Below are 15,313 nucleotides of genomic sequence, written 5' to 3'. Positions count from 1 at the left end.
GGGAACGGCCACGGCTGGCCGACTGGCACGACCACCTGGAGCGGCTGGCCGGCGCGCTGGACGGACAGAGCGTGGTGAGGGCTCATGCCCCGCTGGTCCCTCCCGGCGGTGACGACGGAGCCGCCACCGGAACCGTCACGCGAAGGCGGTCTTCAGCGCGGACCAGGCGGTCTTGGCGTCGGCCAGGCCGCGGTAGACCGACGGGATCTTCTCCTTGTCGAGGCCGAAGTGCTGGTAGACGGCCATCATGGCCGCGCGGACCGAGTACTCGACGGTGAAGACGACGCCCTCGGGGATCTCGACGAACTGGCCGAGGAAGGCGAAGTTCTCGGCGCCTTCCGGTACGACGCGGGGGCGGTCGGCGACGACGCGGCGCTGGAACTGGGCGTCGATGTACGGCATCTGGACGGTGGTGACCTTGGTGGTGGCGCGCACCTCGTCCGCGATGTCGTCGAAGCCGAGATGGCCGAGGAGTTCGTCGAGGATCTCGGCGCCGGTGCAGTCGTCCATCTTCTTCGGGACGTGGTCACCGGGTACGTCGCCGAACAGCGAGTACCCCCAGAGGGTGTACGTGTTCTCTTCCTGATCCCGGAAGTGCGGCTGGGCGGGCACGACGATCGACAGCAGCCAGCCCGAGTCCTTCCAGGTCATCAGGGCACCTTCGCCGGGCACGTTGCCGGTGTACTCCTGGATGCGGTCCAGGAGGGTACGGCCGGTCATGGTGAGGGTGAAGGACTCCCACTTGGTCTCGTCGATGTTGCCGCAGAAGGCGGTGGGGCGGCCGAAGTCCGGCGCCTGCTTGGCGATCGACTCCCACAGCCGCCAGGAGCCGTCCCGCTTGTCACGGATCAGCTCGGGAACGGTGGAGCGGTCGCCGTACGTGGCGTCGGCGGTCATGGACCCGATGGTCAGGAACGCGTAGTCGTCCTCGCCGAGCTCGATCGTCTCGGCCTTGGCGCCGTCCCGTTCCAGACGCAGCCGGGAGATCCGGCGCGCGGCGGGGTCGGAGAACTCCACGTCGGCGACGGTCACGCCGAAGTCGGTGCGGACACCCTTGGCGGCGAGCCACTCCTTGATCGGCCGGATGACGGAGTCGTACTGGTTGTACTTGCTGCGCCGGACACCGGACAGGGTGTGGATGCGGTCGAACTCCTGCACGAAGGCGAGGAAGTACCGCTTCAGTTCGATCGCCGAGTGCCAGGTCTGGAAGGCGAACGTCGTGCGCCACATGCACCAGAAGTTGGTGGTGAAGAAGTGCGGCTGGAAGAAGTCGTCGATGCGGCGGGCGCCGATGACCCGTTCGGGCAGCGCGAGCAGCCGGGTCATGTCGGCACGGTCGCGGGCGTCCAGGCCGAGCCGGGCGGCGTCGGCGATGGTGCGGTCGGCGTTGATGATCCGGGCCTTGGCGTTCGTGGGGTGCTCGATGTTGAAGGCGAGCATCTCCTGCCGCACCGAGACCGCGGGGTCGTCGAGGGTCGGGATGGTCTCCAGGAGGTTCCAGAGACAGACGTAGTGCTCTTCCTCGAACATCCGGCCGCCGCGGGTGACGTATCCGCCCTCGGGCGTGGGCGCGGGAGCGCCGTCCATGGACCCGCCGACGATCGACAGCTGCTCCAGGATGTGCACGTTCTCCCCGGGGACACCCGCGTCTCTCACGAGGAAGGCCGCCGCGGCGAGCGAGGCCACACCTCCACCGACGAGGTAGATCTTGGAATTCCTGGTTGCCGGCACGGGGACCTCCGGAGCTGGGTGGTACGGGGTGTGCTTCCAGTACATCGCACGCCCCGAGCCTGCCCCAGATACCGTTCGTCCGCTATGGGAGGCTTACGCCCTCTGGACAGATCCACGCAATCCCTACCACTGTCTGCCGGATGCCACGCGCGTGACGTTCCCTCCCTCTCCATGCCCGGAGGCCCCATCCACGACCGCGCCCCGCACCGATGCGAAACATCGGTGCGGGGCGCGGTCGCGTCAGCGTGCGGGAGCTGTCAGCCGTTGCCCGAGAGGTCGATCGTGCGCGTCCGCTCCGTCTTGGTCTTGCCGCGCAGGGCGTCGCGCATCACGAAGGCGACGTCGTCGGCGTTGACCTGGTGCTTGGTGCCGTCGCCCTTGGTGACCATGACGCCGTCGAAGACACCGTCGAGCAGCTTGGTGATGGCCTTCTTGTCGTAGACCTCGATCAGATGCCCGTCGATCGCCTTCACCGACAGGATCTGCGGCAGCGACCGCTGCGGGCCGAAGTCGATCTTCGCGTTGCCGGCGTTGATGGTGATCAGGCCGGACATCGCGGGCTGCGCGAACTCCTCCATCGCCCGGTCGAGTTCGGCCTTGGAGACCGTGGGACGACGGGTGACGACGGGCAGTTCGACGGTGTTGGGCTTGCCCGTCTCGACCTGGGTGCGGTAGGCGTCCTTGACCGAGATCATCGAGCGCTGGACGTCCAGGCCCTTGCCCGCCTTGCCCTCGACCGCAGTGACCTTGCCCGGCGCGAAGACGATCGTGGCCTCCTTGACGGACCCGGAGGTGCCCGCCAGGTCGGTCAGGGCGACGCCGAGCTTCTCCTCGTCGACCGGGATCACCGGCTGCGCGACCCGCTGGCCGCCGAAGAGGGAGCTGACGACCGAGACGGGGTTGTAGTCGCTGCCCGCGGCCTCGCGCACGGTCTCCTGGGCGTCCAGGGCGAGACCCGCCTTGTCCGGGGCCAGCTGCACCGTCTTGCCGTCGACCTTGAGCTGGATCGGGGCGTGGGCGCGCTTGCCCAGGGTCGCCTCCAGCTTGGCGACGGCCTCTTCCTTCGTACCGCCGCCGATGTCGACGCCGAGGACCGTGGTGCCCTTGGGGACGTCGGCGTGGTTGAGAAGGAGGCCGGCGCCGTAGGCGACCGCGCCCAGGCCGACGACGCCGACACAGGCGAGCATCAGCTTGGAACGCTTCTTCACCGGCTTCGCCGTGGCCGCCGGCGTGGGCCGGGGAGCCGCCTCCTGGGCCGCCGGGGCGCCCGCGGGCACGCCGCTGTTGACGGTCGCGCCGGAGACGTTGCCCCGCTCGCCCGCCGCCTGGCCGCGCTTCGCGCCGCCGCCCACCGGGCCGCCGACCGGACCCGGGACGGGGGCCGGGGGCTGCGGGGTGAGGATCGCGGTGTCGTCGGACATACGGGGGGCCGCCTGGCCCTGCCCCATACCGCCCTGCCCCATACCGCCCTGGCCCATACCGCCCTGGCCCATGCCGCCCTGAGCCATCCCGCCCCGCGGGCCGGTCGGCGCGGCGGTGACCCGGCTGGAGCCGGTGGCGGGGCCGGTGGTCGGACCCATGGGAGCCGCCGGGCCGCCGATCACGGGCGTACCCGCGGCCGGGGTCCTGCCGGGACCGTCGTCGTACGGCGTGGGCGCCGGCGCGGCCTCCGGGGTGAAGACGGGGGTTCCCTGGGCGGGCGTGTGGCCGGGACCGCCCGTCATGGCGGCGGTGACCACCGGCATGCTCTGGGTGGTGCTCGCGGCCGACGGGACGCCGTCCGAGGCCGAGCCGGTGAAGCCGGGGGTACCGGCGGCCGGGGTGGTCGCCTGTGGACCGGCGCCGAGCCCGCTCAGGCCGGACGACGACGGCGCGGGCGCCGGTGCCTGCGCCTGCATCGACTCGATGGCGGCCACGGGCTTCGGCGCGTTGGCGGACGGCTTGCGCGGGGCGAACCAGTCGCTGGCGGGCTTGTCGTCCGCCGCGCCGCCCTGGACGGGCTCGGCCGCGGGGGCCGGCTCCGGCACGGGCTCCGGGCGGATGGGCTCGATGGCGGCACGCCCGGCGGGGGGCGCGGCCGGGGCGTCCTCGGCGGCGGGAGCCGACGAGGCGTCACCGACCGGCTTGCGGACGACCACGGGCGGGATCGGACGCGAACCCGGGATGTTGATCCGGATCCGGGTGGTCAGCGTCGTCTCGGTCTTGGGCTCCTCCGGCGGCGCGGTGACGGGCTCCTCGGCCGACTCCTGGCCGGGGCGAAGGCCGTACGGCGTGGTGCCCGAGGGGTACGCGGCTCCTCCGCGCCCCTGGGCGCCGGAGGAGGAACGGTCAGTCTCTCGACCAGTTTCACGACTCAAAGCAGGATCTCCCGGTTGGCTCCGCCGCCCGCTCTTGCTGATGCTCGTGCTGATCCGGGCGGGTCCGGCGGCGCGCACCACCATACTGGCCGCCGCCGGTCCGTACCCGACCCGGCGGGAATCCGTCGGGAAGAACCGGCGGAAGTCAAGACGTCTCTACGTCAACTCCGCCTGCTCACGGGGCTGGTGGGGCCACTCTGGACATCGTGGCACACATCACAGCGAGGGCCATTCCGCCCAGCAGGAACACCATCTCCCCGAGGCCGCCGCCGAACAGCCCGTCGCCTTCCGGGCGTCCGAGGCTGAGCAGCACGATGGTGACCAGCCAGCCCGCACCCGCGAACACGACTCCGAGCTGGGTGCCGGTGGCGCGCAGGCCGCCGTAGAAGACGGCGGCGGAGGCGAGCAGGGCCAGCAGGACGCCGCCGGGGAACCAGGCGGCCTGGACGAGCGAGCCCGCGATGCCGACGAGGGCGCCGAGGACGACGAGCAGGACGTACCAGACGTAACGGAACTTCATGCGCCCGCCGCTCCCCCGTCCGTGTCCGAAAGCCCCGGCAGGCCCGCGAAGAGGTCGGTCTCACGGGTGCCGGCGGGGGCTCCCGGGGCGCCCTGGACGAGCTCGTAGTACTCGGTGGTGAAGAGGGGCTGGCCGAGGTTGTTGGAGAGGGCGAAGAAGGGGCCGTCGACGGTCACCTGGGTGGCGTGCGCGGCCATCGCGGCGGCCTTGCGGGCGGCGTACCCGCCCCCGACCGCCGAGCCCGCTCCAGAGCCCGTCCCGGGCTCCCTGCCGGCGTCCGCGAGGTCTGTGCCGGCGTCCGTGAGGTCCGTCCCGCCGTCGATCTCGGCGGTGATCCGGGACGGGTCGACGACGCCGGGGAGGTCCTCGATCGTGGCCTCCGCCGGGAACGCGCAACCCTCGGCGCGCAGGCGGGCGAAACCGGCCTCGGCGACCGGTCGCGGGACCCGGTTCCAGTAGATCTTGGCGATGGCGTGCGCGGGGCCGAGATCGGGCCGGTACGCGGGGTCGGCGGCCAGCTCCGCGGCGCGCGTGGCGACCCGGTGGGCCTGGATGTGGTCGGGGTGACCGTAGCCGCCGTCGGGGTCGTACGTGACGAGGACCTGGGGGCGGGTCTCGCGGATCACCTCGACCAGGTACGGGGCGGCGGTGTCGACGTCCGTGTTCCAGAAGGCGTGCGGGCGGTGGTTCTGCTCGACGCCCATCATCCCGGAGTCGCGGAAGCGGCCCGCGCCGCCGAGGAAGCGGTGGTCGGTGACGCCGAGGCGGCGCATCGCGGCGGCGAGTTCGCCCACGCGGAACTCCCCGAGCCGGTTCTCCCGGTCGGGTGCGAGGTGCGCCAGGTCGGGCGGGATGACCTCGCCTTCCTCGCCCAGGGTGCAGGTCACGAGGGTCACGAGGGCACCCTCGGCCGCATACCTGGCCATGGTGGCGCCGTTGTTGATCGACTCGTCGTCCGGGTGCGCGTGCACCAGAAGCAGACGACGGGCAGGGAGTTCCGTCATGGCTCCAGCCTACGAGGCGGTGCCCCCGGCGGAGCGGCAGGCCGTGCCTCGCCGCCGCCGGGTCGGAACGATCACGAGGCGGTGATCACACGGAAGCGGCCACCACGTGACGATCACGGAGTTCCCGCCACGAGGTTCTCGCCACGGGGTTCCCGTCACAAGGTCCCGGTCACGGCGTCGCGACCGGAACGTGAAGGCCGGAGTACGAGGATCGGGGCGCGCCCGTCAGAACTTGAGGCCGCCGATCATGTTGGCCACGTTCGTGGTGAGCGTGCTCACCGACGGGGCGATGGACGAACTCGCGAGATAGAAGCCCAGGAGAGCACAGACCGCCGCGTGACCAGCCTTGAGACCGGATTTCCGGATCAGCAGGAAGACGACGATCGCCAGCAGCACCACCACCGAGATCGAGAGTGCCACGGCGGTTCACCTCCACACTTCTTCGGTCGGACGTTCGGTTGGCATGTGCCAGTGGATGTCTACTACCCACCTAGTGCTACGGATCATAACTATCCGTGCCAAGGCATTGGTTGGTGTACGGGGGCATGAGGGGGCGCACGGCCACTAGTTTCGGTCACATGACTTCCCCCCTGCCTTCGCCCTCGCGTTCACCCCGTGAACCGCTTTCGTTCCCCCGTCAGTACGCCCGGACGGGACGTTTCTCCCTCGGCGCCCCGCGCGTTTTCACCGTCTCGCCGGACGGCGAGCGGGTGCTCTTCGTCCGCTCCGGCCCGGAATTCGGGGGCGGAGCGCCCTCGGAGACACTTTCGGACACTCCTTCGGAGCGGGACGCGGGGACGGACCGCTCGCACCGCTTGTGGCTGCTCGACCTGACCGGACCGGCCGGTCCGGTGGAGCGTCTGGTGGCCGACCCGGAGGCCCTTCTCTCGGGCGCGGCCGAGGAGTTGTCGCCGGAGGAGCGGGCCCGCCGGGAGCGCAGCCGGGAGGGTTCCGCGGGCATCGTGGGCTACGCGGTGGACGGGGCCGCGGAGTTGGCGGCGTTCGCCTTGTCGGGCCGGCTGTTCACGGCGGACCTGCGGGCCGGCACGGCGCGCGAACTCCCCGCCCAGGGCCCGGTGATCGACCCGCGGCCCTCGCCAAACGGACGGTTCGTGGCCTACGCGGCGTCCGGCGCACTGCGTCTGACCAGCACGGACGGCACGGGCGACCGGGCCCTCGCGGAGCCGGAGGAGGGCACCGAGTCGGTCACGTACGGACTCGCGGAGTTCGCCGCCTCGGAGGAGATGGACCGCTCGCGCGGCTTCTGGTGGTCGCCCGGGTCGGACCGGCTGCTGGTCGCGCGGGTCGACGAACGGCCGGTGCGACGGTGGTGGATCGCGGACCCGGCGCGGCCGGATCGGGAGCCTTCCCCGGTGGCGTATCCGGCCGCGGGGACCCCCAACGCGGAGGTCGGGCTCTTCGTCGTGGATCTGTCCGGAAATCGCACCGAGGTCTTGTGGAACCGGGCCCTCTTCCCGTATTTGGCCCGCGTCCACTGGTCGGCCGGCGGCGCTCCGCTGCTGCTCGTGCAGGCGAGGGATCAGCGGACCCAGGTGTACCTGACGGTCGACCCGGAGACGGGGACCACCACGGAACTGCGCGTGGACAAGGATCCGACATGGCTGGAACTGTTCGCCGGAATTCCGGCGTGGACGCGTGACGGACGGCTCGTACGGGTCACGGACGAGAGCGGCGCGCGGGCCCTCGCGGTCGGCGACCGGGTCCTGACCGACGCCCGGCTGCATGTGCGGGCGGTCCTCGACGTCGGCGAGGACGACATCCTCGTCTCGGCGTCTGCGGGTGCGGCCCGCGGGGCCGGCGAGGATCCCGAGACCGGTGAGATCCATGTGTACCGGGTGGGCGAGCGAGGCGTGGAACGGCTCTCGGACGGGCCCGGGGTGCACACGGCGGTACGGTCCGGCGCGGTGACCGTCCTGTCCTCGGCACGGCCCGACGCCCCGGGCAGCGCGGTGCGGGTGCTGCGGGACGGCGTACGGGTCGCCGAGATCGCCTCGTACGCCCAGAAGCCGGTGCTCACGGCGCGGGCGCGGCTCACCGTGGCGGGCGAGCGGCGGATCCCGTGCGCGGTCCTGCTGCCGTCGGCCTGGTCGGAGGGCGACGGGCCGCTGCCGGTGCTCCTGGACCCGTACGGCGGGCCGCACGGGCAGCGGGTGCTGGCCGCGCACAACGCGTACCTCACGTCGCAGTGGTTCGCCGATCAGGGCTTCGCGGTGATCGTCGCGGACGGCCGCGGCACCCCGGGCCACTCCCCCGCGTGGGAGAAGTCGATCGCCCGCGACTTCGGCCTGACCCTCGACGACCAGATCGAGGCGCTGCACGCGCTGGCCGGGCGCTTCCCGCTGGACCTGGACCGGGTCGCGATCCGCGGCTGGTCCTACGGCGGTTACCTCGCCGGACTCGCGGCCCTGCGCCGGCCCGACGTCTTCCACGCGGCGGTGGTGGGGGCGCCGGTCACGGACTGGCGGCTGTACGACACCCACTACACCGAGCGGTACCTCGGCATGCCCGACGAGGATCCGGCCGTCTACGCGGCCAACTCCCTGGTGACGGAAGCCGGTTTGAGCGAGGCCCGGGAGCCGGCCCGGCCGATGATGGTCGTGCACGGCCTGGCCGACGACAACGTGGTCGCCGCCCACACCCTGCGTCTCTCCTCCGCCCTCCTCGCCTCGGGCCGCCCCCACGAGGTCCTGCCCCTGTCCGGCGTCACCCACATGACTCCGCAGGAGCAGGTCGCGGAGAACCTGCTCCTGCTCCAAGTCGACTTCCTGAAGCGGTCGTTGGGGATGGATCGCTAGTAGCGACCGGTACCCCGGCCGCCGGTCACCACCCCGGCGGCCGGTGCGCCGGCGGTGCCGGGGGCAGGCCCGGGGACGCGCGGTACGGGGACGGGCGGGGGCGCCAGGTGCCGCCGAGCAGGACGAGGACGGCGACACCGGCGAGCAGCGCGTACAGGGCCGTCAGCTCGTACGGCCCGGTGGTGAGGACCGGCGTGGGCACGGTCACGTACCAGGCGGGCCGCAGGGCCGCCGCGACGCCCGTGATCCCGTATCCGGCGAGCAGCAGTCCCGCCGCCAGGCCGAGCGGCCGGGTGGACCGGGCGCGGGCGAAGGCGAGGCCCGCGGCGGTCAGGAGCAGCAGGACGAGGACGGCGTTCAGCCAGCCGGGCGGTACGGCGAGCGTGGACAGCAGCACGGTGCGCGCGCCGGTGAAGCGGGCGACCGTGAACTCGGACGGCAGCAGCCGGGCCAGCCGCAACTCCCAGCCGGTCAGGGCCAGTCCGGCGACCAGGCACAGCACGCCGGCGGCGGTCGAGGGCCCGCGGCGGGGGCGGCGGGCGGTGCCGGACTCGCCGAGGCGGTCGACGCGGCGGCCCGCCGCGGCGGTCACCACGAGGCCGGTGGCGAGCCCGAGGCTCAGGACGGTCGTGACCAGGGTCTCGGTGCCGGCGGCCCACAGGCCGGGCAGCCGCAGCGCGATCGTGAGCACGCCGACGACGGTGAACACGGGTGCGGCGAGCGGGGAGCGGAGGGACGTGACGGCGGCGGCCGTGTAGGCGACGAGCAGGAGCGGGTCGACGAGCGAGGTGGCGGGGAAGTCGTGGCCGACGGCGTCGCCGTCGCCGATCCAGACGCGGAGGAGGCCGTCGGAGGGGCCGAAGACGGCGAGGTCCCGCAGCAGCCAGACGACGATGACGAGGGCGAGGGCCGCGCATAAGGCGGCGCCGACGAGGCGTGCCGAACGTGTTGCAGTCACGGTGCCGATACTCTCGGTCGCGCCGGATCCGGACAAGGGCGCGTGGGCACACGCCCTCACTCGCCCACGCTCTCACTCGCCCGGGCGGGACTCCGGCGGGCGGTTCTCAGGCCGTGGGGTCTCAGGCGGCACCACACGCTTTTCTTCCGCGAAGTGGCAGGCCGAGTCGTGGGCGGCCGGGGTCGGGGTGTCCCGGAAGACGGCGGGGACGGCGAGCAGCGGGACTTCGAGGGCGCAGCGTTCGCGGGCCTTCCAGCAGCGGGTGCGGAAGCGACAGCCGGAGGGGATGTTGGCCGGGGAGGGGACGTCGCCGGTGAGGATGAGGCGCTCACGGCGTTCGCGGGCCGCCGGGTCGGGGACGGGCACGGCGGACAGCAGGGCCTGGGTGTAGGGGTGCGTCGGGTGGTCGTAGATCTCGGCGTCGGAGCCGGTCTCGACGATCCGGCCGAGGTACATGACGGCGACCCGGTCGGAGATGTGCCGCACGATCGACAGGTCGTGGGCGATGAAGACGTACGACAGGCCGAACTCGTCCTGGAGCCGTTCGAGCAGGTTCACCACCTGCGCCTGCACGGAGACGTCGAGGGCGGACACCGGCTCGTCCGCGACGATGATCTCGGGCCGGAGGGCGAGGCCGCGGGCGATGCCGATGCGCTGGCGCTGGCCGCCGGAGAACTGGTGCGGATAGCGGTTGATGTACTCGGGGTTGAGGCCGACGACGTCGAGGAGATCCTGCACCTTGCGGCGCCGGGAGCCCTTGGGGGCGACCTCGGGGTGGATCTCGAAGGGTTCGCCGATGATGTCGCCGACCGTCATGCGCGGGTTGAGGGAGGTGTACGGGTCCTGGAAGACCATCTGGATGTTGCGGCGGACGGCGCGGAGCGCGCGCGGCGACAGCTTGGTGATGTCGTCGCCCTTGTACGCGATGGAGCCGGAGGTCGGCCGCTCCAGGTTGACGAGCATCTTCGCGACGGTCGACTTGCCGCAGCCGGACTCGCCGACGATGCCGAGGGTCTCGCCGGCGGCCAGGTCGAAGTCGACGCCGTCGACCGCGCGGACCGCGCCGATCTGCTTCTTGAAGAGGATGCCGCGGGTGAGCGGGTAGTGCTTGTAAAGATCGCGGACGCGAAGAATCGGTTCGCCGACAGCCTCCGCACCCGTCCCCCCGCCCGACACTCCACCCCTCACCCCACCCGTCCCCTCAGCCATGGAGGCACTCCTTCCAGAAGTGACAGGCGCTGGCGCGCGCCACGGGCGATTCCGTGACGTCGTACAGCGGCGGTTCGTCGGTCCGGCACACGTCCTGGGCGAGCGGGCAGCGCGGGTGGAAGGCGCACCCGGGCGGGATGGCGAGGAGGTTGGGCGGCAGGCCCTTGATCGCGTACAGCTCCTGGCCCTTCTGGTCCAGGCGCGGGATCGAGTCGAGCAGGCCCCGGGTGTACGGGTGCGCGGGGGCCTTGTAGATCTCGTGCACCGGCGCCTGCTCGACGATCCGGCCCGCGTACATCACCGCGATCTTGTCCGCGACGTCGGCGACGACGCCGAGGTCGTGGGTGATGAGGATGAGACCCATGTTGTACTCGCGCTGGAGTTCCGCGAGGAGCTCCATGACCTGGGCCTGGACGGTGACGTCGAGGGCGGTCGTCGGCTCGTCCGCGATGATGAGGTCGGGCTCCAGGGCCAGCGCCATAGCGATCATGATGCGCTGGCGCATACCGCCGGAGAACTGGTGCGGATACTGCCCGACGCGTTCCCGGGCTGCGGGGATGCGGACCCGGTCCATCAGCTCGATGGCCTTGGCGCGTGCGTCCTTGCGGGACAGTCCGCGGTGGACGCGGAACATCTCGCCGAGCTGTTCGCCGACGCTGAGCACCGGGTTCAGGGAGGACAGCGCGTCCTGGAAGATCATCGCCATCTTCGCGCCGCGGATCTTCCGCCGCTCGTCCTCCTTCAGCTTGAGCAGGTCCTGCCCCTGGAAGCGGATCTCGCCGCCCGAGATGCGGCCGGGCGGGATGTCGAGGATGCCCATGACCGCCTGCGCGGTCACGGACTTGCCGGAGCCGGACTCGCCGAGCACGGCGAGGGTCTCGCCCGCGTCGACGGAGTAGTCGACGCCGTTGACGGCCTTGGCCACACCGTCCCGGGTGTGGAACTCCACGTGCAGATCGCGGACTTCGAGCAGCATGGGCGGACTCCCTACCGCAGCTTGGGGTCGAGGGCGTCGCGCACGGCGTCGCCGAGCATGATGAAGGCGAGCACGGTGACGGCGAGCGCGCCGGCCGGCCAGAGCAGCATGTGCGGGGCGTTGCGGACGTACGCGGAGGCCGCGGAGATGTCGATGCCCCAGGAGACGTTCGGCGGCTTCAGGCCGACGCCGAGGTACGACAGGGTCGCCTCCAGGGCGATGTAGGTGCCGAGCGCGATCGTGGCGACGACGATCACCGGGGCGACCGCGTTCGGGGTGATGTGGCGCAGCAGCATCCGGGAGTTGGAGGCGCCGAGCGCGCGGGCGGCCTGGACGTAGTCGTTCTGTTTGGCGGTGATGACGGAGCCGCGGGCGATCCGGGAGATCTGCGGCCAGCCGAGCAGCACCATGAAGCCGATCACCGGCCAGACGGTGTTGCTGGTGACCACCGACAGCAGGACCAGACCGCCGAGGACGACGGGGATGGCGAAGAAGATGTCGGTGATCCGGGACAGCAGGCCGTCCCAGCCGCCGCCGAAGAAGCCCGCGAGGCCGCCGAGGACGCTGCCGAGCAGCGCGACGCCGAGGGTGGCGAGGACGCCGACGGTGACGGAGGTACGGGCGCCGTAGACGGTACGGGTGTAGACGTCGCAGCCCTGGCCGTCGAAGCCGAAGGGGTGGCCGGGCTGGGAGCCCTCCTGGGCCTTGGCGAGGTCGCAGTCGAGGGGGTCGCCGGAGGCGATGAGCGAGGGCCACACGGAGATGACGACAAGGAAGAGGATGACCAGGGCCGAGACGATGAAGACCGGGTTGCGCAGCAGGTCGTGCCAGGCGTCGGACCACAGGGAGCGGGGCTTACGGAAGGCCTTGGGGCCGCCGGGACCGCCGGGACCGGCCGCCTCGGCGGCGCCCGGGGCGCTCTCCAGGGTCTCGGCCTCGGCCATGGCGAGGTCCGCCGCGCCGCCGGCGCCGGTGGCGGCGATGGCCCGGCCCTCCTCGAACGGTTCGCTCGGCTCAGGCATAGCGGATCCTCGGGTCCAGGACGGCGTACAGCAGGTCGACCAGCAGATTGGCCACCAGGAAGACCAGGACGAGGACGGTGACGAAGCCGACGACCGTCTGGGTGCTCTGGCGGACGATGCCGTTGTAGATCTGGAAGCCGACCCCGTGGATGTTGAAGATCCGCTCGGTGACGATCGCGCCGCCCATCAGCGCGCCGATGTCGGCGCCGATGAAGGTGACCACCGGGATGAGGCTGTTGCGCAGCAGGTGGCGGGTGATGACGCGGTGCCGTGGGAGGCCTTTGGCGATGGCGGTACGGACGTAGTCGGCGCGTTTGTTCTCGGCGATCGAGGTACGGGTCAGACGGGTGACGTACGCGAGGGACACGGAGGCGAGGACGAGCCCGGGGACGATGAGTTCGTCGAACGGGGCCTCGGGTGACACGGCGGGCTTGATCCAGCCCCATTTGACGCCGAACAGCAGCTGGACGAGCAGACCGGTGACGAAGGTGGGGACGGACAGCACGACCAGCGTGAGCAGCAGGACCGTGGTGTCGACGGGGCGGCCGCGGCGCAGCCCGGTGACGACGCCGAGGGTGATGCCGATGACGATCTCGAAGAAGATGGCGACGATCGTGAGCCGGATGGTGACGGGGAAGGACGAGGCCATCAGCTCGGTGACGGGCTGGCCGTTGAAGGCGGTGCCGAAGTCCCCGGTGAAGACGTTGCCCATGTAGGTCAGGTATTGCTGCCAGACCGGCTTGTCGAGGCCGAACTCCCGCTTCAGCTGGGCGGCGGTGGCCGGGTCGCAGGCGCGCTCGCCGCACAGGCCGGCGATGGGGTCGCCCATCACGTTCACCATCAGGAAGATCAGCAGCGTGGCGCCGAAGAAGACCGGGATCATCTGCAGCAGTCGCCGGATCACGTAACGGCCCATGGGAGGCTCCGGTGGGTTGGCTCCGGGAGGGGCGGGCGGGCGGTACGGGCCGCCCTGGAGGTACGGGGGCCGCGGCGGGCCACGGGCCCCGCTACGGCGTCACTTGACCTTGATCCGGTCGTACACCGGGACGCTGAAGGGGTTCAGGGCCACGTTCCCGATCCGGTCCGAGTAGCCGGCGCTGCCGTTCTGGTACCAGAGCGGGATGGCGCCCATGTCGTCGCGCAGTACCTTCTCGGCCTCCACGAACGTGTTGACGGCCTGGGTGCGGTCGGTCTGGGCGTTGGCCTGGTCGACGAGCTTGTCGAACTTCGGGTTGGAGTACGTGCCGTCGTTGGAGGAGGCGTTCGTGTAGTACAGCGGCTGGAGGAAGTTCTGGATGAGCGGGTAGTCCATCTGCCAGCCGGCCCGGAACGGTCCGCTGAGCTTGTGCTGGGTGACCTGGTTGCGGTAGTCGGCGAAGGTGCCGACGGGGTTGCCGACGCAGGCGCGGTTGTTGCCCAGCGAGCGGTTGATGGAGTTGCAGACGGCGTCGACCCACACCTTGTGGGAGCCGGTGTCGGCGTTGTACGTGATCTTCATGGTGCCGCCGGGGATGCCGCCGCCCTCGGCGACCAGCTTCTTGGCCTGCGCCGGGTCGTACTCGCAGGCGGCGCCGCACAGGTCGTTCCGGAAGCCGCCCTGCTGCCCGAGGACCGGCGAGGTCCAGTCCTGGGCCGGGGTACGGGTGTTGTGGAAGATCGTCTCGGTGATCTGCTTGCGGTCGATGGCCATCGACAGACCGGTGCGCAGCTTCTCCTGGCCGGGCTTGTGCCAGGCCGGGTCGTAGAAGGGGAACGCGATGGTCTGGATGATGCCGGCCGGGGTGTTGATGTAGCGGGAGCCGAGGTCGGCCGCGACGTTCTTGAGCTGTGCGGCGGGGATGTCGTCGACGAGGTCGAGGTTGCCGGCGGTCAGGTCGGTGTAGGCGGTGTTGTTGTCGGTGTAGACCTTGAGCGTGATGCCGCCGTTCTGCGCCTTGTCCTCGCCGGGGTAGCCGTCCCACTTCTTGAGGGCCATCTGCGAGCCCTTGGTGTACGAGTCGACGGCGTAGGGCCCGTTGCCGACCGGCTTGGCCAGCCAGCCCGCGTGGTCGTCGTAGAAGGCGCGGGGCAGCGGGGCGAAGGCCGCGTAGCCGAGGGTGTCGGGGAAGGTCGAGAACTTCTGCGACAGCGTGACGGTGAAGGTCTGCTCGTCGACGACCTTGAGGCCGGACAGAGTGGTCGCGGTCGCCGCCCCGGTGTCGGGGTGGACCTTGCCGTACCCCTCGATGTAGCCGAAGAAATAGGCGTTCTTCTGGTTGTTCTTCAGGGCGGCGCCGTAGTTCCAGGCGTCGACGAAGGACTTCGCGGTCACCTTCTCGCCGTTGGAGAAGGTCCAGCCGCTCTTGACCTTGATCGTGAAGTGGGCGGAGTCGCTCGACGTGATGGACTCGGCCAGCCAGTTCTTGGCCTCGCCGGTCTTCGGGTCGTACTTCTTGAGACCGCGGAAGATCATGTCGAGGACCTTGCCGCCCTGCACCTCGTTGGTGTTCGCGGGCTCCAGGGGGTTCTGCGGGTCGCCCCAGGAGGAGGACACGACGCCGTTCGCTCCCCCGCCGCCGCTGCTCCCGCCGCCACCGCAGGCGGTCGCCGTGAGGGCGACGGCGGCGACCGGGGCGACCCACGTGGCGTACCTGGCTCCGCGCATGGAGTGCCTCCCGATCGTCCCGAATGCGGCTTGGAGACCAATATCACCCGACATCAGAGGGAGTGCACCTCTACGG

Annotated in this window: 12 protein-coding genes; 1 reads left to right on the top strand and 11 read right to left on the bottom strand. The window is 71.2% G+C overall.

Annotated elements, in window-relative coordinates:
- Positions 1 to 135: 135 nt before the first annotated feature.
- The 5 genes from ABZ693_RS25090 to ABZ693_RS25070 all read right to left on the bottom strand — a co-directional run bounded on the left by ABZ693_RS25090 (position 136) and on the right by ABZ693_RS25070 (position 6,032).
- Positions 136 to 1,731 (bottom strand): oleate hydratase, encoded by a 1,596-nt coding sequence (locus ABZ693_RS25090; RefSeq protein ID WP_435842529.1) that lies wholly within the window; start codon positions 1,729 to 1,731, stop codon positions 136 to 138.
- 257 nt (positions 1,732 to 1,988) lie between these two features.
- Positions 1,989 to 4,088 carry a peptidoglycan binding domain-containing protein gene (locus ABZ693_RS25085; RefSeq protein ID WP_435842528.1) on the bottom strand — a complete coding sequence of 700 codons (2,100 nt, stop codon included), beginning with the start codon at positions 4,086 to 4,088 and terminating at the stop codon, positions 1,989 to 1,991.
- 175 nt (positions 4,089 to 4,263) lie between these two features.
- Positions 4,264 to 4,608 (bottom strand): DUF6113 family protein, encoded by a 345-nt coding sequence (locus ABZ693_RS25080; protein WP_359881295.1) that lies wholly within the window; start codon positions 4,606 to 4,608, stop codon positions 4,264 to 4,266.
- Positions 4,605 to 5,612 (bottom strand): N-acetyl-1-D-myo-inositol-2-amino-2-deoxy-alpha-D-glucopyranoside deacetylase, encoded by a 1,008-nt coding sequence (mshB, locus tag ABZ693_RS25075; RefSeq protein ID WP_359881293.1) that lies wholly within the window; start codon positions 5,610 to 5,612, stop codon positions 4,605 to 4,607. The genes ABZ693_RS25080 and mshB overlap by 4 nt, the downstream gene beginning before the upstream one ends.
- 225 nt (positions 5,613 to 5,837) lie before the next feature.
- On the bottom strand, positions 5,838 to 6,032 hold the full coding sequence (locus tag ABZ693_RS25070) for a hypothetical protein (protein WP_359881290.1): 195 nt from the start codon (positions 6,030 to 6,032) through the stop codon (positions 5,838 to 5,840).
- Between the two features lie 158 nt (positions 6,033 to 6,190).
- Between ABZ693_RS25070 and ABZ693_RS25065 the strand changes: the two genes are divergently transcribed.
- Positions 6,191 to 8,428 (top strand): S9 family peptidase, encoded by a 2,238-nt coding sequence (locus tag ABZ693_RS25065; protein WP_359881288.1) that lies wholly within the window; start codon positions 6,191 to 6,193, stop codon positions 8,426 to 8,428.
- 25 nt (positions 8,429 to 8,453) lie between these two features.
- Here ABZ693_RS25065 and ABZ693_RS25060 read toward each other — a convergent pair whose 3' ends face one another.
- The 6 genes from ABZ693_RS25060 to ABZ693_RS25035 form a co-directional block, all read right to left on the bottom strand.
- The gene (locus ABZ693_RS25060; RefSeq protein ID WP_359881285.1) at positions 8,454 to 9,386 is read right to left on the bottom strand and encodes a hypothetical protein; all 933 of its coding nucleotides are present in this window, start codon (positions 9,384 to 9,386) and stop codon (positions 8,454 to 8,456) included.
- A gap of 72 nt (positions 9,387 to 9,458) precedes the next feature.
- On the bottom strand, positions 9,459 to 10,595 hold the full coding sequence (locus ABZ693_RS25055) for an ABC transporter ATP-binding protein (protein WP_359881281.1): 1,137 nt from the start codon (positions 10,593 to 10,595) through the stop codon (positions 9,459 to 9,461).
- The gene (locus tag ABZ693_RS25050; RefSeq protein WP_359881279.1) at positions 10,588 to 11,571 is read right to left on the bottom strand and encodes an ABC transporter ATP-binding protein; all 984 of its coding nucleotides are present in this window, start codon (positions 11,569 to 11,571) and stop codon (positions 10,588 to 10,590) included. The genes ABZ693_RS25055 and ABZ693_RS25050 overlap by 8 nt, the downstream gene beginning before the upstream one ends.
- Before the next feature lie 11 nt (positions 11,572 to 11,582).
- A complete protein-coding gene (locus tag ABZ693_RS25045; RefSeq protein ID WP_359881276.1) occupies positions 11,583 to 12,593 on the bottom strand; it encodes an ABC transporter permease in 1,011 nt (336 codons plus the stop codon).
- Positions 12,586 to 13,509, bottom strand: a complete 924-nt coding sequence (locus tag ABZ693_RS25040) for an ABC transporter permease (protein ID WP_359881273.1) — start codon at positions 13,507 to 13,509, stop codon at positions 12,586 to 12,588. The genes ABZ693_RS25045 and ABZ693_RS25040 overlap by 8 nt, the downstream gene beginning before the upstream one ends.
- Positions 13,510 to 13,608: 99 nt before the next feature.
- Positions 13,609 to 15,237, bottom strand: a complete 1,629-nt coding sequence (locus ABZ693_RS25035; RefSeq protein ID WP_359881271.1) for a peptide ABC transporter substrate-binding protein — start codon at positions 15,235 to 15,237, stop codon at positions 13,609 to 13,611.
- Positions 15,238 to 15,313 lie beyond the last annotated feature (76 nt).

The organism is Streptomyces laurentii, from assembly GCF_040635425.1.
Classification (GTDB): Bacteria; Actinomycetota; Actinomycetes; order Streptomycetales; family Streptomycetaceae; genus Streptomyces; species Streptomyces laurentii.
The sequence above is the reverse complement of the archived record's forward strand: the minus strand, read 5'-3'. Positions and strand labels throughout refer to the sequence as shown.

Bases quoted from the DNA above. Each gene is read 5' to 3' on its own strand.
- ABZ693_RS25080 (WP_359881295.1), bottom strand. From the start codon at position 4,608: ATGAAGTTCCGTTACGTCTGGTACGTCCTGCTCGTCGTCCTCGGCGCC.
- mshB (WP_359881293.1), bottom strand. From the start codon at position 5,612: ATGACGGAACTCCCTGCCCGTCGTCTGCTTCTGGTGCACGCGCACCCG.
- ABZ693_RS25065 (WP_359881288.1), top strand. From the start codon at position 6,191: ATGACTTCCCCCCTGCCTTCGCCCTCGCGTTCACCCCGTGAACCGCTT.
- ABZ693_RS25055 (WP_359881281.1), bottom strand. From the start codon at position 10,595: ATGGCTGAGGGGACGGGTGGGGTGAGGGGTGGAGTGTCGGGCGGGGGG.
- ABZ693_RS25050 (WP_359881279.1), bottom strand. From the start codon at position 11,571: ATGCTGCTCGAAGTCCGCGATCTGCACGTGGAGTTCCACACCCGGGAC.
- ABZ693_RS25045 (WP_359881276.1), bottom strand. From the start codon at position 12,593: ATGCCTGAGCCGAGCGAACCGTTCGAGGAGGGCCGGGCCATCGCCGCC.
- ABZ693_RS25040 (WP_359881273.1), bottom strand. From the start codon at position 13,509: ATGGGCCGTTACGTGATCCGGCGACTGCTGCAGATGATCCCGGTCTTC.
- ABZ693_RS25035 (WP_359881271.1), bottom strand. From the start codon at position 15,237: ATGCGCGGAGCCAGGTACGCCACGTGGGTCGCCCCGGTCGCCGCCGTC.